Source organism: Streptomyces sp. NPDC000075 (assembly GCF_040301925.1).
Lineage (GTDB): Bacteria > Actinomycetota > Actinomycetes > Streptomycetales > Streptomycetaceae > Streptomyces > Streptomyces polychromogenes.
On the sequence record NZ_JBEPFL010000007.1, the window covers coordinates 14,465 to 37,302 of the forward strand.

Genomic DNA, 22,838 nt, shown 5'->3' on the forward strand with positions numbered 1-22,838 from the left:
GTGACGGTCACGGGGGTTCCGCCGAGGCCGCCGAAGCCGCCCCGGGCGTCCCGGGCGCCGTACCGGGAGCCGTTCGCGCCGCCTCCGCCGCCGGGTGCCCCGCCGCCCCGAAGCCGCCGAAGCCGCCCCACCCGCCGGATCCGCCGGGCTGGCCGGCTGCGCGGAGCCGCTCCCCGCACCGCCCTTCCTCGTCCCGCCCGGCGCCTCACACGCCGCCGGGGCGCCGAGTGGCCCCGGCCGACGCGTTCAAAGGGTGGGACGGGAAGCCCGGGGCCGGGGGCGGGAAGATACGGTGAGGGGACCATGAGCGCTTCGCAGACCTCCGACGTCCCCACCCTCCTCGTCAAGATCTTCGGCAAGGACCGTCCCGGGATCACCGCCGGGCTAATGGACACCCTCGCCGCCTACTCCGTCGACGTCGTCGACATCGAGCAGGTCGTCACCCGCGGCCGCATCGTCCTGTGCGTCCTCGTCACCAAGCCCGCCGCCGACCCCGAGGGCGAGCTGCGGGCCACCGTGCACAGCTGGGCCGAGTCGCTGAAGCTGTCGGCCGAGATCATCTCCGGTACCGGCGACAACCGTCCGCGCGGCAGCGGCCGGTCCCACGTCACCGTGCTCGGGCACCCGCTCACCGCGGAGTCCACGGCCGTCATCGCCGCCCGGATCACCGCGACCGGCGGCAACATCGACCGTATCTTCCGGCTCGCCAAGTATCCGGTGACGGCCGTCGAGTTCGCCGTGTCCGGTGCCGAGACCGAGCCGCTGCGGACCGCGCTGGCCACCACCGCCGCCCAGATCGGCGTCGACGTGGCCGTGGTCTCGGCGGGGCTGCACCGCCGGGCGCAGCGGCTGGTGGTCATGGACGTGGACTCGACCCTGATCCAGGACGAGGTCATCGAGCTGTTCGCCGCGCACGCCGGCTGCGAGGCCGAGGTCGCCGAGGTGACCGAGCGGGCCATGCGCGGGGAGCTGGACTTCGAGCAGTCCCTGCACGCCCGGGTGGCGCTGCTGGAGGGGCTGGACGCGTCGGTGGTGGACAAGGTCCGCGCCGAGGTGCGGCTGACGCCCGGCGCCCGGACCCTGGTGCGGACGCTGAAGACGCTCGGCTACCAGGTGGGCGTCGTCTCGGGCGGGTTCACCCAGGTCACGGACGATCTGCGCGAGCAGCTGGGGCTGGACTTCGCCCAGGCCAACACCCTGGAGATCGTCGACGGGAAGCTGACCGGCAAGGTCACCGGTGAGATCGTGGACCGGGCCGGCAAGGCCCGGCTGCTGCGCCGCTTCGCCTCGGAGGCCGGGGTGCCGCTGGCCCAGACGGTGGCGATCGGTGACGGCGCGAACGACCTGGACATGCTGAACGCGGCCGGTCTGGGCGTGGCCTTCAACGCGAAGCCGGTCGTCCGCGAGGCCGCCCACACCGCCGTGAACGTGCCCTTCCTGGACGCCGTGCTCTACCTGCTCGGCATCACCCGCGAGGAAGTGGAAGCGGCCGACCTGGCCTGAGCAGCCCCTCGTCCCCCCACGCCCGGCCGGATTCTTTCGGCCGGGCGTTCGTCATATCCGGGGCCCGGTGGCCGGAAAGGCCTGCCGCGCGAGGCAGAGTCAAGGCGTCTTTGACCCGAACTGGCTTCATTTGTACTGCACTTGGGGCTAATGCTCCGATCGCTCCGCCGGTTCGCGACAGCGGTGGCCCGATCGGACTCTTCGTTCAAGGGGACGTTGATGACTCGAAGTGTGCTCATCACCGGAGGCTCCGGCGGAATCGGCCGGGCCTGCGTGGAGAGATTCGCGCGGGAGGAGGACTGGACGGTCTGGTTCACCTACCGCAACGGCCGGGCGCGGGCCGAGGAACTGGTGGAGGAGCTGGCCCTCACCGGACGCGCCAAGGTGGAGGCCTTCCCCTTCACCCAGGGCGAGTGGGAGGACCACGAGCTGCTGATGGACCGGCTGCCCGGGCCGGTGGACGTCCTGGTGAACAACGCCGCGGTCGGTTCGAAGACGGTCGAGCACTACAGTGACGGGCCCGCGCGGGCGAAGGCGTCCGCGTTCTTCCAGATCAACGCCGTGGGTCCGCTGTGGCTCACCGAGCAGGTGCTGCCCGGGATGCTGGAGCGGGGCTTCGGGAAGATCATCAACATCTCCAGCGTCGGCGGGGGCATCTTCCAGTTCCCCGGGTTCCACCCGGCGGACGGGATGAGCAAGGCCGCGCTGACCTATCTGACCCGCCATCTCGCGGCCGAGCTGGCGCATGCGCCGGTGGACGTGTTCGCCCTCTGCCCGGGCGCCGTCGACACCACGATGTTCCAGGCGAGCACCCTGGACAAGCTCTCGCCCGAGGAGCGGGCCGCGCTCTCGGCGCGGCTGCCCAAGGGGCGCATGATCACCTCGGCGGAGATCGCCGAGCAGGTGCGGTGGCTGGCGGGCGAGCACTCCGCGCCGCTGCACGGCGCCGTCATCGACGCGTCGATGGGCCTCGGGGTGCACCCGGGCCTGCTCACCGGCGCCGACGCCGGCCACGGGAGGGCCTGATGGACGCCCGCCGCGTCTCCCGCCAGGCCGCCCGGCTCCTCGCCGACACCCCGGCGATCGCCGAGGCCCACTTCCGGGCGGAGGCCGAACCGTACGACGCCCTCAGCCGCCCCGACGGCTACCTGAACCTGGGCACCGCCGAGAACCGGCTGCTGTGGGACCTGCTGGAGGGACGGCTGGCGCAGCTCCCCCCGATGACCGAGGCCACGGCCCGCTACGCCCCGCTGCACGGCACCGGCGTCCTGCGCGGGCGCGTCGCCGAGCTGCTGTCGGCCACCGTCGGGACGCCGCTGGACGCGGAGGACCTGGTGGTGATCAGCGGCGCCACCGGGGCGCTGGACGCGATCGCGTCCGTGCTGTGCGACCCGGGCGAGGCCATCGTGGTGCCGGCGCCCTATTACGGGGCCTTCGACACCGATCTCGGCGGCCGCTCGGGCGCCCGGATCCTGCCCGCGCCGCTCGATCCCGCCGACGGGTTCCGGCTGACGGCCTCGGCGGTGGACCGGGCGCTGCGCCGGGCCCGGGAGGAGGGGGTCACCGTACGCGCCGTGGCGCTGTCCTCCCCCTCCAACCCGATCGGCGAGGTCCACCGGCCCGAGGTGCTGGCGGAGCTGCTGCGCGTGGTCCGCGCGCACGACGTGGACCTGATAGCGGACGAGATCTACGCCCACGCGGTCTTCGGCGGCGAGGCGTTCACCAGCGCCGCCGATCCGGCCGTCAACCCGGACTGGGCCGGGCGCACCCACGTGGTGTGGGGCTTCGCGAAGGACTTCGGGCTGCCCGGCCTGAAGACCGGTGTCCTGCACACCCGCGATCCGCGGGTGCGGGAGGCCGCGCGGGCGCTGGCGTACTTCGCGCCCGTCTCCACCGCCACCCAGCACACCCTGGCGGAGCTGCTGGCCGACCGGGAGTGGGTCGCCTCCTTCCTCGCGGCGGGCCGGCTGCGCCTGGGGGCCTCGTACGGGCACCTCACCGGGCTGCTGGAGGCGTACGGCATCCCGTACGCCCCGGCCGGCGCGGGCTTCTCCGTCTGGCTGGACCTCGGGCGGTGGCTGCCGGCCGCCGGCTTCGAGGGCGAGGAGCTGCTGTGGCGGGAGCTGTTCGAGAAGGCGAAGGTCAGCATCCTGCCCGGGGGTGCCTTCCGCTCGCCGCGGCCGGGCTGGTTCCGGCTGTGCCACACCGTCGACGCCCCGCTGGTCGCCGAGGCGGTCCGGCGGATCGCCGTCCACCTGGGCCTGCCCCCGCAGACGGGCCCGCACGACCCCACCCCCTCCCCCGCCCCACGGAACGGAAGTCGCCCATGAGCACGGCCCCAGGTCCCCTGGACCGCTGGTACGAGACCGCCGGCGTGCGCGGCGGAGTCCGGCGGATGTTCCACGCCGAGACGGAGCAGGGCCGGGTCTTCTTCCCCGACGCCCTGGTGCCGCACCTGGCGCATCCGGAGGTGAAGGCGCTGGCCCCCGAGCGGGTCCGGGAGATCTCGGTCCGGCACCTGTACCAGTTCCTGCACTCGACGACGCACCTGGAGACCCGGGTGGTCAACGGGGCGGCCGAGCCCGTCGCCAACGGCATCTCGGGGCTGCACTTCCCGACGGCGCTGCGGATGGACGCCTTCAAGGTGTACTGCGACGAGGGCTACCACGCCCTCTACAGCCTGGACCTGGCCGACCAGGTGGCCGGCGCGACCGGCATCGCCGTCCCGGACGTGGACTACGGCGGCTTCGTGACGGCGCTCCAGGAGACCGGGCGGCGGCTGCTGCCCGAGGACCCGGTGCTGGCCGGGCAGTTGCAGGCGGTGGTGTTCGAGACGCTGATCACGGCCGTGCTCAACGAGGTCCCGCAGGACCCGACCGTGGTGAGCACGGTACGGGAGCTGATGCGCGACCACGCCAAGGACGAGGGCCGCCACCACCGGTTCTTCTCCGCCTTCTTCCTGGAGCTGTGGGCCCGGCTGGACGGGCGGCGCCGGGTGCTGGCGGCCCGGGCCCTGCCCGCGATGATCCGTGCCGCGCTCGACTGGGACCTGGAGCCGGTGCGGGTGTCGCTGCGGCTGGCCGGTCTGGACGAGGACCGCGTCGAGGCCGTCCTCGCGGACAGCTACGGCGGCAGCGCGGGCGTGGACCGCATCCAGACGATCTCCCGTTCCACCCTGCGGCTGTGCGCCCAGGTCGGTGCCTTCGACCTGCCCGGCGTCACGGACGCGTTCGCCGCCTATGGACTGCGTGCCCCGGAGGACTCCGATGTCTGAGACCGCGACCGTCACCTATCCCGAGTACCTGAGGCTGCCGGAGCTGCTCTCCCTCCAGTCGCCGCTGGCCGACGGGGTGGACGACGAGCTGCTGTTCATCACCGTGCACCAAGTGCAGGAGCTGTGGTTCGGGCAGCTGCTGCGGGACCTGTCGGACGCCCGCGACCGGATGCTGGAGGGCGACCCCCGGGCCGCCCGGGCCCGGCTGGTGCGCAGCGTGTCCGTCACCCGGGCGCTGATCGCCGCCATCCATCCGCTGCGGGCGATGCCGCCGCGCGAGTTCCACGCCTTCCGGGGTGTGCTGGGCAGCAGCAGCGGCCAGCAGTCGGCGCAGTACGTGGAGATCGCGGGGCTGTGCGGGGCCGACTGGGTGCGCGGGGAGTACGGGCGGCGGGCCGTCGCCGGGCTGGCTCCCGGGGAGCGGGAGCGGCTGCACCGGCGGCTGGCGGAGCCCACGCTGTGGGAGGGGTTCGTGGCGCTGCTGGCCAAGGCGGGGTTCGCGGTCGGGACGCGGGAGGAGCGCTGGGAGGCGTACGCGCGGCTGGGGGCGGGTCCGCTGGACGGCGATCCGGCGGAGTTCGCGGAGCTGGCCGAGCTGGCGGAGGCGCTGGTCGACCACGACGAGGTGTGGACGGAGTGGCGGGCCTGCCACGCGCTGCTGGTGGAGCGGCAGATCGGCGGGCGGCCGGGGACGGGCGGCAGCAGTGGCACGGCGCATCTGCGGGCGTCGGTGTACCGGCGGTTCTACCCGGAGCTGTGGGAGGCCCGGGACGCGGGCTTCGCGGAGGCGCCGGCCCGCTGCCCGATGGGCTGAGGCCCCGGGCGGGCCCGGGGCCCGGCGCCCCGGGCCCGTGGGCGCGGCGGTCAGTGTTCCTTCGGGGTCCAGTAGTCCAGCAGGGTGCCCACGCCGGGCTCCAGCGACTTCCAGGAGCCGGTGAAGGAGACGACGGCCAGCGCGGCGGTCGGGAAGCCGGTGCGGTTCATCCGGGCCTGGGTGTCGCCCTCGGCGCGCCCGGAGAGGATCTCGGCCAGGGCGTGCATGCCGGGGTTGTGGCCGATGACGAGGAGGTCGCCGACCTCGTCGGGGGTCTCGTTCAGCAGGGCGATGAGCTCGCCCGGGGAGGCGTCGTAGACCCGCTCCTCGTAGACGGTCCGCGGCCGGTACGGGAGTTCCTGGACGGCGAGCTTCCACGTCTCGCGGGTCCGGGCGGCGGTGGAGCAGAGGGCCAGGTCGAAGGTGATGCCGGTCTCGGCCAGCTTCCGGCCGGCGGCGGGCGCGTCCCTGCGGCCGCGTTCCGCCAGCGGGCGGTCGTGGTCGGACACCTGGGGCCAGTCGGCCTTGGCGTGCCGGAGGAGGGCGATCCTGCGGGGTGTGTCGGCGCTCATGGGGCCAGCTTCGCATGAAACGGGCCACGGGGCTCAGGGTGTTGGGGGGCCGTCCCCCGCGCGGGAGGGCGTGCTCCGGCGCGTGCGGGGCGCCTTGCGGCGCGGGGTGCGCGGGGCCGCGCCGGGGCGCCGGTCAGACGACGGCGTGGAGCAGTTCCCGGGTGACCTGGACCAGTCCGGAGGGCTCGCCGGCGGCCGCCTGGGCCTGGCCGGAGCCGGCGAGCAGCAGCAGGAGCAGGCCGAAGGTGAGGGCGGGCAGGGCCAGGGTCCACCAGTGCAGCCGGGCGCTGGTGTGGGCGTACGCGCCGGGGCGCCGGACGGACCGGGCGGGGAGGGACGGGGTGTGCGTGGTGGCCGGCATGGCCGCCTCCGGGTTCTTCGGCTGGGGACTGTCTCGCTGCTTCGAATCTATGGATCCGGTGCGGCGTCTCCCATCCGGGGCACACCCCAGCCGACCCTGATCCTGGCCCCCTAGGGGATGGTGGGGTTATCCCCACCACCGGGGGCGGGCCGGGCCGGCGGGCGGTACGTCAGGGGGAGGCGAGGGTGGCGATGACGGCCACGATCACGGTCACGAGGGCCATCGCTCCCAGCACGAGGCCGAGCTTCTTGTGGCTGTCCTGGGGGTTGGGTTCGAGTACGGGCGACATGCCGCTCAGTCTCGCATGCCGCATTCGTCCTCGATCGTGCGGTCCCGTCCGGCGAGGACGCCGAGGACGATCTGCGGGACGAGCAGGCCGGCCATGAGGGCGAGCGGCAGGTCCCAGCCGCCGGTGTGCTGGTAGAGGGTGCCGATGACCAGGGGGCCGGGGATGGAGATCAGGTAGCCGGTGCTCTGGGCGAAGGCGGAGAGCTTGACGACCCCGGCCGGGGACTTGGCGCGCAGTCCGATCATCGTGATGACGAGCGGGAAGGCGCAGTTGGAGACGCCGAGGAGGAGGGCCCAGGCCCAGGCTCCGGCGGCGGGGGCGAGGTGGAGCCCGAGGTAGCCGACGAGGCCGAAGACGCCGAGGACGGCGGCGATGGGGCCCTGGTGGCGCATCCGTCCGGCGAGGCCGGGGATGACGAAGGCCAGCGGGACGCCCATGACCATGGTGACGGCGAGCAGCACTCCGGCGGTGGAGGCGGAGACCCCGGCGTCGCGGAAGATCTGCGGGAGCCAGCCCATGGTGACGTAGGCGCCGGTGGCCTGGAGGCCGAAGTAGCAGGCGAGGGCCCAGGCGGTGCGGCTGCGCACGACCGAGGGGCCGGCGTCCTCCCGTACGGCGGCGGGCGCGGCGGCCTTCTCGGGGCGGCTCGCGGCGACGACGGGCAGCCAGGGCAGTACGGCGGCCACGGCGAGGACGGCCCAGACCAGCAGGCCGGTGCGCCAGTCGCCGCCGAGGGCGGAGGTCAGCGGGACGGTCGTGGCGGCGGCCAGGGAGGTGCCGGCGGCCAGGGCCATGGAGTAGAGGCCGGTCATGGTGCCGACGCGGTCGGGGAACCAGCGCTTGACGATGACCGGGAGCAGCACGTTCGTCAGGGCTATGCCGGCCAGGGACAGGGCGCTGGCGGCGAGGAAGGCGGCGGCGCCGTCGGCGAAGGGCCGGATCAGCAGGCCGGCGGCGACGGCGGCCATGCCGGCGCAGACGACGGCGGCGGGGCCGAAGCGGCGGGAGAGCCGGGGGGCGGTGACGCCGAAGACGGCGAAGCAGAGCGCGGGGACGGAGGTGATCAGTCCGGCGACGGTGCCGCTCATGTGGAGGCCGGTGCGGGCCTCCTCGAAGAGGGCGCCGAGGCTGGTGATGGCGGGCCGCAGGTTGAGGGCGGCCAGCACGATGCCGACGACGAGCACGGGGCCGAGCCAGGTGGGGCCGGCGGCCGGGGAGGTGGCGGGGCGTCCCGGGGAGCCGCTCGGGGTCGCCGGGCGGCTCAGGGTCTGAAGGTCTTCGTCGCGCATCCCGCCATCATAGAATCATGGGATGATTGGTTGTCCAGTTCGCTGCTGTCACACTTGAGCCCGTTCCGCCTCCTGTCCGGCAGTCCTCGAAAGGCCCCGTCCGCATGCCGTTGACCTCGCCCCGGCGTTCCGCGCTCGTCGACCAGGTGATCGCCCAGCTCAGGAACCAGATCACCTCCGGCGAGTGGCCGGTCGGGAGCCGGATCCCCACCGAGCCCGCGCTGGTGGAGCTGCTGGGCGTCGCCCGCAACACCGTGCGGGAGGCGGTCCGGGCCCTCGCACACAACGGGCTGCTGGACATCCGCCAGGGTTCGGGGACGTACGTGCTCGCCACGAGCGAGCTGGCCGGGGTGATGCACCGGCGTTTCGCGGGCGCCGACCCCCGGCACATCGCGGAGCTGCGCTCGACGCTGGAGTCCTCGGCGGCCCGGCTGGCCGCCGAGCGGCGCACGGAACGGGACCTGGTGCAGCTGGACGCGCTGCTGGCGCGGCGCGAGGAGGCCTGGGCGAGCGGGGACGCGGAGCTGTTCGTGAGCACGGACGTCGCCCTGCACATGGCGGTGGTGACGGCCTCCCACAACGAGGTGCTGATCGAGCTGTACGCGGACCTGGGCGACCTGGTGGCGGAGTGGCTGCGCGCGGACGTCGGCACGGAGCTGGACCCGTCCGCCCATCTGGACCACGCCCGCCTGATCGAGGCGATCCGGCGCGGGGACGGGGACACGGCCGCCTCGGAGGCGGCGGGCTACCCGTTCGTCTGCCTCGGCAAGGGCGCGCGCTAGGCCGCCTCAGGCGCCGGGGCCGGCCGAGGGGCGCTGGTGGCTGACCCAGGCCGTGCGGACCTCCTTCCAGCAGCGGCCGGTCAGCCGGGTGCGGCCGGCGGGGTCCAGGGGGACGAGGGCGCTGTCCCCGTCCACGTCCCACCAGCGTTCGCACTCCACGTGGAGGCGGAGCAGGTCGGTCTCGGGGTAGCCGTTGTGGCAGTACGCGATCACCTGCGAGCCGTCGATCTCGGTGTCGCAGTCGGAGCCGTAGAGCTCGCGGCCGGCGGGCGGTTCGGGCCGTACGGGTGGTTCGGCGGGGATCTCGGCGAGGTCCACCGAGGCCTGGGCCGCCGTCTCGGGGCCAAGGGCGGGCCCCGGACCGCGGGGCTTCTCCAGCGCCCCGGGGATCAGGAGTCCGGTCAGGGCCACCGCGGTGACCAGCAGCGCCACCGCTCGGCTCGGCCTCGCGCGCACGCCCGTACCTCCTCCCCGAACCCGCCGGGAAGATCCCGGCCAGGTCAGTTTGCAGGCATGTGTCCCGGTTTTCGACTCGGAAAGATCCGGTCGGACGGCGAACGTCTGATCGGTGACGCCCTCGCGGCCCGTGCCCCGTACGACGGAAACGGCGGTGGCCGCACCTCCCCGGAGGGAGGCACGGCCACCGCCGTACAGAGGTGATCCGGGGATCAGGCGCCCATCGCGTGCAGGCCGCCGTCCACGTGGACGATCTCGCCCGTGGTCTTCGGGAACCAGTCCGACAGCAGGGCCACGACGCCGCGGCCGGTGGGCTCCGGGTCGCTCATGTCCCACTCCAGCATGGAGCGGTGGTTCCAGGTGTCCGCCAGGTCGGAGAAGCCCGGGATGGACTTCGCGGCCATCGAGCCGAGCGGACCGGCCGAGACCAGGTTGCAGCGGATGTTCTCCTTGCCCAGGTCACGGGCGAGGTAGCGGCTGGTGGCCTCCAGCGCGGCCTTGGCCGGGCCCATCCAGTCGTACTGCGGCCAGGCGAACTGCGCGTCGAAGGTGAGGCCGACCACGGCCGCGCCCTCCGCCGGGAACAGCGGCTTGCAGGCCATGGTCAGCGACTTCAGCGAGAACGCCGAGACGTGCATCGCGGTGGCGACCGACTCGAACGGCGTGTTCAGGAAGTTGCCGCCGAGCGCGTCCTGCGGGGCGAAGCCGATGGAGTGCACGACCCCGTCGAGGCCGCCGAGCTCCTCGCGGACCAGGCCCTCCAGACGGGCCAGGTGCTCGTCGTTGGTGACGTCGAGCTCGATCACCTTGACCGGCTTGGGCAGCTTCTTGGCGATGCGCTCGGTCAGCGACGGGCGCGGCCAGGCGGTGAGGATGACCTCGGCGCCCTGCTCCTGGGCCAGCTTGGCGGCGTGGAAGGCGATGGAGGACTCCATCAGCACGCCGGTGATGAGGATCCGCTTGCCCTCGAGAATTCCGCTCATGGTGATCAGTGACCCATGCCCAATCCGCCGTCAACGGGAATGACGGCTCCGGTGATGTACGCGGCGTCGTCGGACGCCAGGAAGCTCACGGCGGCCGCGATCTCCTCGGGCTGCGCGTAACGCGCCAGCGGGACCTGCGCCAGGATGCCCGCGCGCTGCTCGTCGCTGAGCACCTTCGTCATGTCGGTGTCCACGAAACCGGGGGCGACGACGTTGAAGGTGATGTTGCGGGAGCCCAGCTCGCGGGCGAGCGAGCGGGCGAAGCCCACCAGCGCCGCCTTCGAGGCGGCGTAGTTGGCCTGGCCGGCGCCGCCCAGGAGGCCGACGACCGAGGAGATCAGGACCACACGGCCCTTCTTGGCCCGCAGCATGCCACGGTTGGCCCGCTTGACGACACGGAAGGTGCCCGTGAGGTTGGTGTCGACGACGGAGGCGAAGTCCTCCTCGGACATCCGCATCAGCAGCGTGTCCTTCGTGATGCCGGCGTTCGCGACCAGCACCTCCACGTTGCCGTGCTTGGCCTCGATCTCCTTGTAGGCCTGCTCCACCTGCTCGGAGTCGGTGATGTCGCAGCGCACGGCCAGCACACCCAGCTCGGCGAGCTCCTGCGGCGGCTCTCCCGAGCGGTACGTGATCGCGACCTTGTCGCCGGCCTGGGCGAAGGCACGGGCGATGGCGAGGCCGATGCCCCGGTTACCTCCGGTGACGAGAACCGAGCGGCTCAACGGATCACCCTTTCGCTTAGCTGTCTGAGTAGCAAAAACCTATAGGTCCCGTGCGGCATCCGGAGAATCGGGCTCCGACAGGGCCTTGCGACGCGCTCTGTCGAATACCTACAGAAACCTGTGGTCAGCTGAGCCCGGATCGCGACATGATCGAGCAGACCGTCCCCGAACCCGGGAGGACCCCCGTGGCCCATTCCATCGACGCGGCCTTCACCGCGCTGCCCTTGCGGGCGCTCGCCGACGCGGCGCTCGCGCGGGCGCGCGCGCTGGGCGCCGACCACGCCGACTTCCGCCTGGAGCGGATCCGCAGCGCCTCCTGGCGGCTGCGCGACGCCAAGCCCTCCGGCGGTTCCGACACCACCGACCTCGGCTACGCGGTCCGGGTGGTGCACGGCGGCAGCTGGGGCTTCGCGTCCGGTGTGGACCTGACCATGGACGCCGCGGCCAAGGTGGCCTCGCAGGCCGTGGCCATGGCGAAGCTGTCGGCCCAGGTCATCAAGGCCGCGGGCTCCGACGAGCAGGTGGAGCTCGCCGACGAGCCGGTGCACGCGGACAAGACCTGGATCTCCGCCTACGACGTGAACCCCTTCGACGTGCCGGACGCCGAGAAGTCGGCCCTGCTCGCCGACTGGAGCGCGCGGCTGCTGGCCGCCGAGGGCGTCGCGCACGTGGACGCCTCGCTGCTCGCCGTCCACGAGAACAAGTTCTACGCCGACACCGCGGGCACCACGACCACCCAGCAGCGGGTGCGCGTCCACCCGCAGCTGACCGCCGTCGCCGTCGACGCCACCACCGGCGAGTTCGACTCCATGCGCACCATCGCCCCGCCCGCCGGCCGTGGCTGGGAGTACCTGACCGGCACCGGGTGGGACTGGGACGGCGAGCTGGAGCGGATCCCGGGGCTGCTCGCCGAGAAGATGCGGGCCCCCAGCGTCGAGGCGGGCCGCTACGACCTGGTCGTGGACCCGTCCAACCTCTGGCTCACCATCCACGAGTCCATCGGCCACGCCACCGAGCTCGACCGGGCCCTGGGCTACGAGGCGGCGTACGCGGGCACCTCGTTCGCCACCTTCGACCAGCTGGGCACCCTCAAGTACGGCTCCTCGATCATGAACGTGACCGGCGACCGCACGGCCGAGCACGGCCTGGCGACCATCGGCTACGACGACGAGGGCGTCGAGGCCCAGAGCTGGGACCTGGTCAAGGACGGCACCCTGGCCGGCTACCAGACCGACCGGCGGATCGCGAAGCTGACCGGCCTCGGCCGCTCCAACGGCTGCGCCTACGCCGACTCCCCCGGGCACGTGCCGGTCCAGCGGATGGCGAACGTCTCGCTCCAGCCGGACCCGGGCGGGCTGTCCACCGAGGACCTGATCGGCGGGGTGGAGCGCGGGATCTACGTGGTCGGCGACCGCTCCTGGTCGATCGACATGCAGCGCTACAACTTCCAGTTCACCGGGCAGCGCTTCTTCCGGATCGAGAACGGCCGGCTGGCCGGGCAGCTGCGCGACGTCGCCTACCAGGCGACGACCACCGACTTCTGGGGCTCGATGGAGAAGGTCGGCGGCCCGCAGACCTACGTCCTGGGCGGCGCCTTCAACTGCGGGAAGGCCCAGCCGGGCCAGGTCGCGGCGGTCTCCCACGGCTGCCCGTCGGCCCTGTTCCGCGACGTGAACATCCTGAACACCACCCAGGAGGCCGGCCGATGAGCCGTACGAAGCCCCACGAGATCGTCGAGCGGGCCCTGGAGCTGTCCACCGCCGACGGCTGCGTCGTCATCGCCGACGAGGAGTCCAGCGCCAACCTGCGCTGGGCCGGGAACGCGCTGACCACCAACGGAGTCACCCGCGGCCGCACCCTCACCGTCATCGCCACCGTCGACGGCGGCCAGGGGACGGCCTCGGGGGTCGTCTCGCGCTCCGCCGTCACCGCCGCCGACCTGGAGCCGCTCGTACGGGCCGCCGAGGCGGCCGCGCGGGCCGCCGGTCCCGCCGAGGACGCCCAGCCGCTGGTGACCGGGACCCCGGCCTCGCCGGACTTCACCGACGCGCCGGACGAGACCTCCTCGGCCGTGTTCGCGGACTTCGCCCCGGCCCTCGGCGAGGCCTTCGCCCGCGCCCGGGCGGGCGGCCGGGAGCTCTACGGCTTCGCCAGCCACGAGCTGGTCTCCACGTACGTCGGCACCTCGACGGGCCTGCGGCTGCGCCACGACCAGCCGAACGGCACCCTGGAGCTCAACGCCAAGTCCCCGGACCGGCTCCGCTCCGCCTGGGCCGGGCGCGCCACCCGCGACTTCAAGGACGTCGACCCGACCGTCCTGGACGCGGAGCTCGCCGTCCGCCTCGGCTGGGCCGAGCGCAAGGTGGAGCTGCCCGCCGGGCGGTACGAGACGCTGCTGCCCCCGACGGCCGTGGCCGACCTGCTGATCTACCAGATGTGGTCGGCGGCGGCCCGGGACGCGGCGGAGGGCCGGACGGTCTTCTCCAAGCCGGGCGGCGGCACGCGGATCGGCGAGCGGCTCTCGCGGCTGCCGCTGACCCTGCGCAGCGACCCGAACGCGCCGGGCCTGGAATCCGCGCCGTTCGTGATCGCCCACAGCTCCGGCGACGACGCCTCGGTGTTCGACAACGGCCTGCCGGTGCCGGCGACCGAGTGGATCAGCGGCGGCGAACTGGCCCGGCTGACCACGACCCGGCACAGCGCCGGGCTGACCGGGCTGCCGCTGTCGCCGGCCTTCGGGAACCTGATCCTGGAGGGCGGCGGGGACAAGTCGCTGGAGGAGATGGTCGCGTCCACCGAGCGGGGTCTGCTGCTGACCTGCCTCTGGTACATCCGCGAGGTCGACCCGGCCACCCTGCTGCTCACGGGCCTGACCCGGGACGGGGTCTACCTGGTGGAGAACGGGCAGGTCACGGGCGAGGTGAACAACTTCCGCTTCAACGAGTCCCCGGTGGACCTGCTGTCGCGGGCCTCGGAGGCGGGACGCACCGAGAAGACGCTGCCGCGCGAGTGGGGCGACTGGTTCACACGCGCCGCGATGCCCGCTGTCCGCATCCCGGACTTCAACATGAGTTCGGTCAGCAAGGGCGTCTGACGCACCTAGACTGAACACGGCATTTCCACAATTCGTAAGGAGTCGAGAGACCGTGACGGACATCGTCGACGAACTGAAGTGGCGCGGGCTGTTCGCCCAGTCCACCGATGAAGAAGCGCTGCGCAAGGCCTTCGCGGACGGTCCCGTCACGTTCTATTGCGGCTTCGACCCGACGGCCGCCTCGCTGCACGTGGGACACCTGGTGCAGGTGCTGACCGTGCGCCGGCTCCAGCAGGCGGGCCACCGCCCGCTGGCGCTGGTCGGCGGGGCGACCGGGCAGATCGGCGACCCGCGGCCGACGGCCGAGCGGACGCTGAACGACCCGGAGACCGTCGCGAACTGGGTGACGCGCCTGCGCACGCAGATCGAGCCGTTCCTGTCCTTCGAGGGCGAGAACGCGGCGGTCATGGTCAACAACCTGGACTGGACCGCGGGCATGTCCGCGATCGAGTTCCTGCGGGACATCGGCAAGCACTTCCGCGTCAACAAGATGCTGACGAAGGACTCGGTCGCCAAGCGGCTGGAGTCCGACCAGGGCATCAGCTACACCGAGTTCAGCTACCAGCTGCTCCAGGGCATGGACTTCCTGGAGCTGTACCGCCGCTACGGCTGCACCCTCCAGCAGGGCGGCTCGGACCAGTGGGGCAACCTGACGGCCGGCCTGGACCTGATCCACCGCCTGGAGCCGCAGGCCCAGGTGCACGCGCTGGCGACCCCGCTGATGGTCAAGGCGGACGGCACCAAGTTCGGCAAGTCCGAGAGCGGGGCCGTCTGGCTCGACCCGGAGATGACCACCCCGTACGCGTTCTACCAGTTCTGGCTGAACGTGGACGACCGGGACATCTCCACCTACATGCGCATCCTTTCCTTCCGCTCCCGTGAGGAGCTGGAGGAGCTGGAGGCACAGACCGCCGAGCGCCCGCAGGCGCGGGCCGCGCAGCGGGCTCTCGCGGAGGAGCTGACCACGCTGGTGCACGGCGCGGACCAGTGCGCCGCCGTGATCGCGGCGTCGAAGGCGCTGTTCGGCCAGGGCGAGCTGGCGGACCTGGACGAGGCCACCCTGGCGGCGGCCCTGTCCGAGCTGCCGCACGCGAAGGTGGCCGAGCCGGGCCTCGTGGTGGACCTGTTCGCGGAGACCGGCCTGGTCGCCAGCAAGTCCGCCGCGCGCCGGACCGTGAAGGAGGGCGGCGCCTACGTGAACAACGTGAAGGTCACCGCCGAGGACGCGGTCCCGGCGCGGGAGGACCTGCTGCACGGGCGCTGGCTGGTGCTGCGCCGCGGCAAGAAGAACCTGGCGGCGGTCGAGGTGACCGGCGCCTGACGGCACCCCGGCGAGGGGCCGGCGCGGACATCGCGTCCGTGCCGGCCCCTTCGTCATGGCCGGGCCGGGCCGGCGGGGCTACGCCGTACGGCGCTTGCCGCCCTTGAGGGCCAGGTAGAGCATGTCGCCGAGGCCGACGACGACCACGGCTCCGGCGAGCTGGAGCAGGTGGCGGATCCAGTCGATGCCCCGGGTGTCGTGGACTCCGATCCACGTCGCGACGGCGTTGCCGAGGATGCCGCCGATGATGCCGAAGATGGTCGTCAGCCAGAGCGGCTGGTGCTGCTTGCCCGGCAGGATGGCCCGGGCTATGAGGCCCAGCACGAAACCGACGATGATCGCCCACAACCAAGACATGTCGAGCCTCCTCGCGGCGCGGTGTGCGCATGTGGGGCCAGTCTGGGTCCGCGGGGCGGACCGCGCACCTCGGGCGGCTCCGTTCGGGCGGGACCCCCTCCTCCCCGCCGTCTCAGGGGCGGCGTACGGTGGTGGCATGCAGCGGACGAAGCGGAACGGGGCCGAGGTCTTCCGGATCACCGGTGCCCGCATGGGACTCGCGGAGGACGTACGGGGGCGCCAGCGCCGGTACGTGATCTCGATGGGAATCAGGACCCTTTCGGTGATCGCCACGGTGATCCTGTGGAACGTGGAACGCCATGTGGCCATCGTGACGCTCGCGGCCGGCCTCCTGCTCCCCTACATCGCGGTGGTCATCGCGAACGCCGGGCGCGAGTCGACGCCCTCGCTGCCGTCGCACTTCGTACCCGCCCCTGTGCGCCCCGCACTGGAGCCGGGGAACCTCAGGAAAAGCTCAGATCAATCATGAAGTTCCGGTGCACCGCACCCGGTCCTGCGTGACATACTGCCTACGCGCTCCGCATCCCCCGTCGGAGCGACGGACCGACGCCGGGCAGCTCCCCCCGTGGCTGCCCGGCGTCGCCCTTCCGTTTGTAGGGTGGGGCCCGTGACCTCTTCCGAAACCCCCACCTGCTCCGCCAAGGGCTGCCGCGACGCGGCCGTATGGGTCCTGGCGTGGAACAACCCGAAACTGCACGCGCCGGAGCGGCGCAAGACCTGGCTGGCGTGCGAGGAGCACCGTGAGCACCTGTCGCAGTTCCTGGGCGTGCGCGGTTTCCTCAAGGACGTCGTGAAGCTGGACGAGTGGGTGCAGCCGGAGGGCTCGGAGCGCTGAGCCGTCCCCCCGGAACGCCGCGAGGCCCCCTCCCCGGTGCGGGGAGGGGGCCTCGTCCGTGTGCGGGGGCGGCGGTCAGCCGCCGATCGCCGACATCGGGCGGTCGGGCTGGAGGAAGGACGGGTCGTCGAGGCCGGAGCCGGCCTTCTTGCCCCACATCGCCACCTTCCACAGGCGGGCGATCTCCTCGTCCGGGGCGCCCGAGCGCAGCGCCGAGCGCAGGTCGGACTCCTCGGTGGCGAACAGGCACGTACGGACCTGGCCGTCGGCCGTGAGCCGGGTGCGGTCGCAGGCGCCGCAGAAGGGTCGGGTGACGGAGGCGATGACCCCGACCGTGGCCGGGCCGCCGTCGACCACCCAGCGTTCGGCGGGGGCGGAGCCGCGCTCCTCGGAGCCCTCCTCGGTGAGGGTGAAGCGGGTGCGCAGGGACTGGAGGATGTCCCCGGCGGTGATCATGCCGTCGCGCTTCCAGCCGTGCTGGGCGTCGAGCGGCATCTGCTCGATGAAGCGGAGCTCGTACTCGTTCTCCACGGCCCAGGCGAGCAGGTCGGGGGCCTCGTCGTCGTTGAGCCCGGGCATCAGGACGGCGTTGACCTTGACCGGGGTGAGGCCGGCCTCGCGGGCGGCGGCCATGCCGTCGATCACGTCGTGGTGGCGGTCGCGGCGGGTGAGGGTCTTGAAGACCTCGGGGCGCAGGGTGTCGAGAGAAACGTTCACTCGGTCCAGGCCGGCGGCCTTGAGCGCCTGGGCGGTGCGCTTGAGGCCGATGCCGTTGGTGGTCAGCGACATCTTGGGGCGGGGCTCCAGGGCGGCGCACCGCTCGACGATGCCGACCAGGCCCGGCCGCAGCAGCGGCTCGCCGCCGGTGAAGCGGACCTCGGTGATGCCCAGTTGCGTGACGGCGATGCGGATCAGCCGGACGATCTCGTCGTCGCTCAGCAGATCGGACTTCCCCAGCCACTGCAGGCCCTCTTCGGGCATGCAGTAGGTACAGCGCAGGTTGCACCGGTCGGTGAGCGAGACGCGCAGGTCAGTGGCCACGCGGCCGTACGTGTCGAGAAGCACTGTGGCCCCCCTCCCCTGTCCGGATCTAGAGGTTCTATGGATCGAGCGTACGCGACCCTCGTGTCCCCGAGGGGTGCCCGAATGAACGAGACGTAACGCGGCCGCGTCGTACGGAAGTACGACGCGGCCACGCACCGTGTTCGTACGGTTTCGGGGAGCCTCTGTTCAGTGGGCCCCGGTGCCGGTGAGGGAGCGTACCTCCAGCTCGGCGAACTTCTGCGGGTCGGCCTCCTCCTTGGAGAGGACCGTGCCCAGCCAGCCGAGGAGGAAGCCGAGCGGGATCGAGATGATGCCCGGGTTCTCCAGCGGGAACCAGTAGAAGTCGGCGTCCTTGAACATCGACGTGGGCTTCCCGGAGACGACCGGGGAGAAGAGCACCAGGCCGACCGCCGAGATCAGGCCACCGTAGATGGACCAGAGCGCGCCCTGGGTGGTGAAGCGCTTCCAGAAGAGGCTGTAGAGGATGGTCGGCAGGTTCGCGGAGGCGGCGACCGCGAAGGCGAGGGCGACCAGACCGGCGACGTTCATGTCGCGGGCCAGCGCCCCGAGGAAGATCGCGACGGCGCCGATGACCACGGTCGACAGGCGGGCGGCGCGCACCTCCTCCTTCTCGGTGGCCCGTCCCTTGCGGATGACGTTGACGTAGATGTCGTGCGCGAAGGAAGAGGAGGAGGCCAGGGTGAGGCCTGCGACCACCGCGAGGATGGTGGCGAAGGCCACCGCGGAGATCACCGCGAGGAGGATCGCGCCGCCGGTGGAGTCGGGGCCGCCGCCGACGGCCTGGGCGAGCAGCGGGGCGGCGGTGTTGCCGGCCTTGTTGGACTTGATGATGTCGTCGCGGTTGAGCAGGGCGGCGGCGCCGAAGCCGAGGGCGATCGTCATCAGGTAGAAGGCGCCGATGATGCCGATGGCCCAGTTCACGGACTTACGGGCGGCCTTGGCGGTGGGCACGGTGTAGAAGCGGATCAGGATGTGCGGCAGGCCCGCCGTGCCGAGGACCAGGGCGAGGCCGAGGGAGAAGAAGTCCAGCTTGGTGAGCGAGTCCTTGCCGTACTTGAGTCCCGGCTCCAGGAACTTCGCCCCCTTGCCGCTGTTCTCGGCGGCCTGCCCGAGCAGCGCCGAGATGTTGAAGTTGAACTTCAGCAGCACCAGGAAGGTGATCAGCAGGGTTCCCGCGATCAGCAGCACCGCCTTGATCATCTGGACCCAGGTGGTGCCCTTCATCCCGCCGATGGTCACGTAGACGATCATCAGGACGCCGACCAGGGCGACCACGGCGATCTTTCCGCCGTCGGCGGTGATGCCCAGCAGCAGGGAGACGAGCACGCCGGCGCCGGCCATCTGCGCGAGCAGGTAGAAGATCGAGACCACGATGGTGGAGGCGCCGGCGGCGGTGCGGACGGGCCGCTGGCGCATCCGGTACGCGAGCACGTCGCCCATGGTGTAGCGGCCGGAGTTGCGCAGCGGCTCGGCGACCAGCAGCAGGGCCACCAGCCAGGCGACGAGGAAGCCGATGGAGTAGAGGAAGCCGTCGTAGCCGAAGAGGGCGATGGCTCCGGCGATGCCGAGGAAGGACGCGGCGGACATGTAGTCGCCGGAGATGGCGAGGCCGTTCTGGAAGCCGGTGAACTGGCGGCCGCCGGCGTAGAAGTCGGCGGCGTCCTTGGTCTGGCGGCCGGCCCAGACGGTGATGACGAGGGTGGCGACGACGAACAGCCCGAACAGGGTGATGATCAGCGGGCGGTGTTCGGTGGCGCCGGCGGCGGTCGTCAGGTGCGGGATGGCGCTCATGCTCCGCCCTCCAGACGGTTCTTGATGGCCTGTGCCTTGGGGTCGAGCTTGGCGGCGGCGTGCCGCGAGTACAGCCAGGCGATCAGGAAGGTCGTCGCGAACTGGGCGAGTCCGAGCACGAGGGCGACGTTGATGTTGCCGAAGAGCTTGGTCCCCATGAAGCCGCCCGCGTAGTTGGACAGCAGGACGTAGAGCAGGTACCAGGCGATGAAGGCCACGGTGAGCGGGAAGGCGAAGGAACGGTAGGAACGGCGCAGTTCGGTGAATTCGGGGCTCTGCTGGACGCGCGCGAATTCTTCGGGCGACACCTGGGCCGGTCCCGCGCCGCCCGGCGGCGGCGCTGCTTGCGTGGTCACGGGGGGTTCTCCTTGTGGCGCGGGTGCGGTGGGGACGGACAAAACAACCTCCGTGTGGGGGGCGGTGGTGCCGAGCCCCCCGGTCAACGGCACGGCCGGGGGACCGGGACGGTTCAACACCCGTGGTTTCCGTGGCGGCTCCGCCTTCCGAACGGCCGAGAACCGCCGATTTCTCGAACTGATGGCGCAAAGGGGAACGGCGGCGCTAGGTTCGCTTGTCATGAACGCGTCCGGCGCGACCGCGTGCGGACTGCTCCTTCACGGATGATGTGGAGAACCCATGGCTCATCTGGGATCCGGCCGCCGGCGTGCCCTCGCCGTTCCGGTCGGTCTGGCGCTCACGGCCTCACTCGCCTTCCTGCCCTCGGTGGCTGCCTCGGCCACGCCGCTGGGCGACACGGCGGGTCCGGCGACGGCCGCGCCGGCCGCCGCCACCGGCCCCGCGCTCTCGTACGTGGCGAACCTGACCGCGTACGGCACGGCCCGGCAGGCCGCGAAGGCCATCGAGCAGGCCGGCGGGACGGTGGTGACGTCCTATGAACAGATCGGCGTCGTCGTCGCACATTCCCAGAACCCGGACTTCGCCAAGCAGCTGCGGGCCCAGCGGAACCTGTTCGTGTCCGTGGGAGCCACCCGTACGGCCCCCCTCAAGACGGTGCAGACCACCGAGGAGGGCACCACCCAGCGGCTGGGCGACGCGGACGCCGCGCGGGCCGCGGCGGCGGCGGAGCCGGGGCAGGAACCCCTGGAGGCCAACCAGTGGGACCTGCGGGCGATCAAGGCCGACCAGGCCCAGAAGATCGAGGCGGGCAGCCGGGACGTCACCGTCGGCGTCATCGACACGGGTGTGGACGACACCCACCCCGACCTCGCCCCGAACTTCTCCAAGGGGCAGTCAGCCAACTGCGTCGGCGGTGTCGCGGACACCACCGACGGCGCCTGGCGCCCGTACCCCGACGGCAGCGACCACGGCACGCACGTGGCGGGCACCATCGCCGCCGCGCGCAACGGGATCGGCGTCAGCGGGGTCGCGCCGGGCGTCAAGGTCGCCGCGATCAAGGTGAGCGAGCCGGGGACCAGCCTCTTCTACACCGAGGCGGTCGTCTGCGGGTTCATGTTCGCCGCCGAGAAGGGGATCGCGGTGACGAACAACAGCTACTACGTCGACCCCTGGTACTTCAACTGCAAGACGGACGACGACCAGAAGGCGCTGGTGGAGGCCCTCACCCGGGCCGGCAAGTACGCCGAGCGCAAGGGCGTGCTGAACGTGGCCGCGGCCGGAAACGAGAACTGGGACCTGGCCGCCGCCTCGATCACCGACGACACCAGCCCGGACGACGCCACCCCGTCACCGCGCACCATCGACCCGAAGGTCTGCCTGGACCTGCCCGCGCAGCTGCCCGGCGTGGTCACGGTCAGCGCGACCGGCGACAAGGGCTTCCGGTCGTACTACTCCAGCTACGGCCTCGGCGTCGTCGACGTGGCCGCCCCCGGCGGCGACAAGTGGCAGATCCCGGCCACCCCCGACGCCAACGGCCGCGTCCTGTCCACCCTCCCGGGCGGCGGCTACGGCTACAAGCAGGGCACCTCGATGGCCACCCCGCACGTCGTGGGCGTCGCGGCCCTGCTCAAGAGCGCGCACCCGTGGGCCACGCCCACGCAGCTCCAGGCCATGCTCAAGGCCCAGGCGACGAAGACCGCCTGCCCGGACAAGATCTACGACGGCACCGGCAACCTGATCGACGCCACCACCTACCAGGCCAAGTGGGGCCAGACCGGCTTCTACGGCGCGGGCGTGGTCGACGCCCTCAAGGCCGTCAAGCGGTAGCGGACGAGACTAGCGATAGCGGAAAGGGCCGGGCGGGGATCACCCGCCCGGCCCCTCGTGACGCCCGCCGGGTCAGGGCTTGATCAGGACCTTGAGGGCGCTGCGGTCGTCCATCGCGCGGTAGCCGTCCGGGACCTCGTCCAGGGACACGGCCCGGTCGAAGACGGGCGACGGGTCGATCGCGCCGCTCAGCACGTCCTCCAGCAGCTCCGGGATGTAGGCGCGGACCGGCGCCACACCGCCGCGCAGGCTGATGTTGCGGTCGAACATCACGCCGAGGTCCAGGCCGGTGCCGCTGCCGTGGGGGACGCCGACGTAGCCGATGGCGCCGCCGTCGCGGGTGATGTTCACGGCCGTGCGCATGGACTGCTCGGTACCCACGGCCTCGATGACGGCGTGCGCGCCCTGTCCGCCGGTCAGCTCGCGGACGGCCGCCTCGGCCGCCTCACCGCGCTCGGCGACCACGTCGGTGGCCCCGAAGAGCTTCGCGATGTCGGTACGGGCGCTGTGGCGGCCCAGGGCGATGATCCGCTCGGCGCCGAGCCGCTTGGCCGCGAGGACCCCGCAGAGGCCGACCGCCCCGTCGCCGACGACGGCGACGGTGGAGCCCGCGCGGACGCCGGCGCCCAGGGCGGCGTGGTGGCCGGTGCCCATGACGTCGGAGAGCGCGAGGAGGCCCGTCAGCAGGTGGTCGTCGGAGGCGGCCGCGGCGGGCAGCTTCACCAGGGTGCCGTCGGCGTGCGGGACCCGTACGGCCTCGCCCTGGCCGCCGTCGAAGCCGACCGAGCCCCAGAAGCCGCCGTGCACGCAGGAGGTGTACAGGCCCTCGGAGCAGTAGTCGCAGGTGCCGTCGGACCACATGAAGGGGGCCACGACCAGGTCGCCGGCCTTGAGGCCGGAGACGGCGGAGCCGGTCTCCTCGACGATGCCGAGGAACTCGTGCCCGATGCGCTGGCCGGGCTGGCGCTGGGCCTCGCCGCGGTAGGCCCACAGGTCGCTGCCGCAGATGCAGGCGCGCAGCACGCGGACGACGGCGTCCTCGGGGCGCTGGATCGCAGCGTCGGGCACCTCCTCCACGCGGATGTCGTGCGGGGCGTGGATGACGGTGGCGCGCATGGTGGTGCAGCCCTCCGGTTGAAGATC

General features: G+C 72.3%; 24 protein-coding genes. 12 read left to right on the forward strand and 12 right to left on the reverse strand.

Going from position 1 to position 22,838, the window contains the following annotated elements; all coding sequences use genetic code 11:
- Window positions 1-303 precede the first annotated feature (303 nt).
- The 5 genes from serB (at window position 304) to ABT403_RS10755 (ending at window position 5,591) form a co-directional block, all read left to right on the forward strand.
- Window positions 304-1,503 (forward strand): phosphoserine phosphatase SerB, encoded by a 1,200-nt coding sequence (serB, locus tag ABT403_RS10735; protein ID WP_344154750.1) that lies wholly within the window; start codon window positions 304-306, stop codon window positions 1,501-1,503.
- A gap of 219 nt (window positions 1,504-1,722) precedes the next feature.
- A complete protein-coding gene (locus ABT403_RS10740; RefSeq protein ID WP_344154747.1) occupies window positions 1,723-2,529 on the forward strand; it encodes an SDR family NAD(P)-dependent oxidoreductase in 807 nt (268 codons plus the stop codon).
- Entirely contained in the window at window positions 2,529-3,833 is a 1,305-nt protein-coding gene (locus ABT403_RS10745) for an aminotransferase class I/II-fold pyridoxal phosphate-dependent enzyme (RefSeq protein WP_344154744.1), read from the forward strand. Before ABT403_RS10740 ends, ABT403_RS10745 begins: the two co-directional genes overlap by 1 nt.
- The gene (locus ABT403_RS10750) at window positions 3,830-4,777 is read left to right on the forward strand and encodes a diiron oxygenase (protein ID WP_344154741.1); all 948 of its coding nucleotides are present in this window, start codon (window positions 3,830-3,832) and stop codon (window positions 4,775-4,777) included. Before ABT403_RS10745 ends, ABT403_RS10750 begins: the two co-directional genes overlap by 4 nt.
- Window positions 4,770-5,591, forward strand: a complete 822-nt coding sequence (locus tag ABT403_RS10755; RefSeq protein WP_344154738.1) for a tryptophan 2,3-dioxygenase family protein — start codon at window positions 4,770-4,772, stop codon at window positions 5,589-5,591. Before ABT403_RS10750 ends, ABT403_RS10755 begins: the two co-directional genes overlap by 8 nt.
- A 50-nt stretch (window positions 5,592-5,641) precedes the next feature.
- Here ABT403_RS10755 and ABT403_RS10760 read toward each other — a convergent pair whose 3' ends face one another.
- The 4 genes from ABT403_RS10760 to ABT403_RS10775 all read right to left on the reverse strand — a co-directional run bounded on the left by ABT403_RS10760 (window position 5,642) and on the right by ABT403_RS10775 (window position 8,102).
- On the reverse strand, window positions 5,642-6,163 hold the full coding sequence (locus ABT403_RS10760; RefSeq protein WP_344154735.1) for a SixA phosphatase family protein: 522 nt from the start codon (window positions 6,161-6,163) through the stop codon (window positions 5,642-5,644).
- A gap of 133 nt (window positions 6,164-6,296) precedes the next feature.
- Window positions 6,297-6,524 carry a hypothetical protein gene (locus ABT403_RS10765; RefSeq protein WP_344154732.1) on the reverse strand — a complete coding sequence of 76 codons (228 nt, stop codon included), beginning with the start codon at window positions 6,522-6,524 and terminating at the stop codon, window positions 6,297-6,299.
- Window positions 6,525-6,693: 169 nt separating this feature from the next.
- Window positions 6,694-6,813 (reverse strand): SGM_5486 family transporter-associated protein, encoded by a 120-nt coding sequence (locus ABT403_RS10770; protein WP_344154728.1) that lies wholly within the window; start codon window positions 6,811-6,813, stop codon window positions 6,694-6,696.
- A 5-nt stretch (window positions 6,814-6,818) separates the two neighbouring features.
- On the reverse strand, window positions 6,819-8,102 hold the full coding sequence (locus ABT403_RS10775) for a CynX/NimT family MFS transporter (protein ID WP_344154725.1): 1,284 nt from the start codon (window positions 8,100-8,102) through the stop codon (window positions 6,819-6,821).
- A gap of 104 nt (window positions 8,103-8,206) precedes the next feature.
- On the opposite strand from ABT403_RS10775, the gene ABT403_RS10780 reads away from it, so the two are divergent.
- Window positions 8,207-8,884 carry a FadR/GntR family transcriptional regulator gene (locus ABT403_RS10780; RefSeq protein WP_344154722.1) on the forward strand — a complete coding sequence of 226 codons (678 nt, stop codon included), beginning with the start codon at window positions 8,207-8,209 and terminating at the stop codon, window positions 8,882-8,884.
- Between the two features lie 6 nt (window positions 8,885-8,890).
- On the opposite strand, the gene ABT403_RS10785 is transcribed toward ABT403_RS10780, so the two are convergent.
- From ABT403_RS10785 to fabG, 3 genes are all read right to left on the reverse strand, one after another.
- The gene (locus ABT403_RS10785) at window positions 8,891-9,340 is read right to left on the reverse strand and encodes a hypothetical protein (protein ID WP_344154719.1); all 450 of its coding nucleotides are present in this window, start codon (window positions 9,338-9,340) and stop codon (window positions 8,891-8,893) included.
- A 212-nt stretch (window positions 9,341-9,552) separates the two neighbouring features.
- Window positions 9,553-10,323: an enoyl-ACP reductase FabI gene (fabI, locus tag ABT403_RS10790; RefSeq protein WP_344154715.1), complete on the reverse strand. Its 771-nt coding sequence runs from the start codon at window positions 10,321-10,323 to the stop codon at window positions 9,553-9,555.
- Window positions 10,324-10,328: 5 nt separating this feature from the next.
- Entirely contained in the window at window positions 10,329-11,048 is a 720-nt protein-coding gene (fabG, locus tag ABT403_RS10795; RefSeq protein ID WP_344154712.1) for a 3-oxoacyl-[acyl-carrier-protein] reductase, read from the reverse strand.
- 146 nt (window positions 11,049-11,194) lie between these two features.
- On the opposite strand from fabG, the gene ABT403_RS10800 reads away from it, so the two are divergent.
- From ABT403_RS10800 to tyrS, 3 genes are read left to right on the forward strand one after another with little or no spacing between them, the layout of a single operon-like run.
- Window positions 11,195-12,757 (forward strand): TldD/PmbA family protein, encoded by a 1,563-nt coding sequence (locus tag ABT403_RS10800; protein WP_425580138.1) that lies wholly within the window; start codon window positions 11,195-11,197, stop codon window positions 12,755-12,757.
- Window positions 12,754-14,142, forward strand: coding sequence for a metallopeptidase TldD-related protein (locus tag ABT403_RS10805; protein WP_344154709.1), 1,389 nt, complete (start codon window positions 12,754-12,756; stop codon window positions 14,140-14,142). The genes ABT403_RS10800 and ABT403_RS10805 overlap by 4 nt, the downstream gene beginning before the upstream one ends.
- Window positions 14,143-14,194: 52 nt before the next feature.
- A complete protein-coding gene (tyrS, locus tag ABT403_RS10810) occupies window positions 14,195-15,463 on the forward strand; it encodes a tyrosine--tRNA ligase (protein WP_344154706.1) in 1,269 nt (422 codons plus the stop codon).
- A 78-nt stretch (window positions 15,464-15,541) separates the two neighbouring features.
- On the opposite strand, the gene ABT403_RS10815 is transcribed toward tyrS, so the two are convergent.
- Window positions 15,542-15,820: a GlsB/YeaQ/YmgE family stress response membrane protein gene (locus ABT403_RS10815; RefSeq protein ID WP_344154703.1), complete on the reverse strand. Its 279-nt coding sequence runs from the start codon at window positions 15,818-15,820 to the stop codon at window positions 15,542-15,544.
- Between the two features lie 136 nt (window positions 15,821-15,956).
- On the opposite strand from ABT403_RS10815, the gene ABT403_RS10820 reads away from it, so the two are divergent.
- Both ABT403_RS10820 and ABT403_RS10825 read left to right on the forward strand, forming a co-directional pair.
- Window positions 15,957-16,289, forward strand: a complete 333-nt coding sequence (locus ABT403_RS10820; protein WP_344154700.1) for a DUF3099 domain-containing protein — start codon at window positions 15,957-15,959, stop codon at window positions 16,287-16,289.
- A 138-nt stretch (window positions 16,290-16,427) separates the two neighbouring features.
- On the forward strand, window positions 16,428-16,655 hold the full coding sequence (locus ABT403_RS10825) for a hypothetical protein (protein WP_344154697.1): 228 nt from the start codon (window positions 16,428-16,430) through the stop codon (window positions 16,653-16,655).
- Window positions 16,656-16,730: 75 nt separating this feature from the next.
- Here the strand turns inward: ABT403_RS10825 and moaA are convergent, their stop codons facing one another.
- The 3 genes from moaA to ABT403_RS10840 form a co-directional block, all read right to left on the reverse strand.
- Window positions 16,731-17,720 (reverse strand): GTP 3',8-cyclase MoaA, encoded by a 990-nt coding sequence (gene moaA, locus ABT403_RS10830; protein ID WP_344154694.1) that lies wholly within the window; start codon window positions 17,718-17,720, stop codon window positions 16,731-16,733.
- A gap of 165 nt (window positions 17,721-17,885) precedes the next feature.
- Window positions 17,886-19,511: a monocarboxylic acid transporter gene (locus ABT403_RS10835; protein ID WP_344154691.1), complete on the reverse strand. Its 1,626-nt coding sequence runs from the start codon at window positions 19,509-19,511 to the stop codon at window positions 17,886-17,888.
- Complete coding sequence (locus ABT403_RS10840; protein ID WP_344154688.1) at window positions 19,508-19,867, reverse strand: DUF485 domain-containing protein; 360 nt, start codon at window positions 19,865-19,867, stop codon at window positions 19,508-19,510. Before ABT403_RS10840 ends, ABT403_RS10835 begins: the two co-directional genes overlap by 4 nt.
- A 280-nt stretch (window positions 19,868-20,147) precedes the next feature.
- On the opposite strand from ABT403_RS10840, the gene ABT403_RS10845 reads away from it, so the two are divergent.
- Complete coding sequence (locus tag ABT403_RS10845; RefSeq protein WP_344154685.1) at window positions 20,148-21,695, forward strand: S8 family serine peptidase; 1,548 nt, start codon at window positions 20,148-20,150, stop codon at window positions 21,693-21,695.
- A 72-nt stretch (window positions 21,696-21,767) separates the two neighbouring features.
- Here ABT403_RS10845 and ABT403_RS10850 read toward each other — a convergent pair whose 3' ends face one another.
- Complete coding sequence (locus tag ABT403_RS10850; protein ID WP_344154682.1) at window positions 21,768-22,811, reverse strand: zinc-dependent alcohol dehydrogenase family protein; 1,044 nt, start codon at window positions 22,809-22,811, stop codon at window positions 21,768-21,770.
- Window positions 22,812-22,838: the final 27 nt, after the last annotated feature.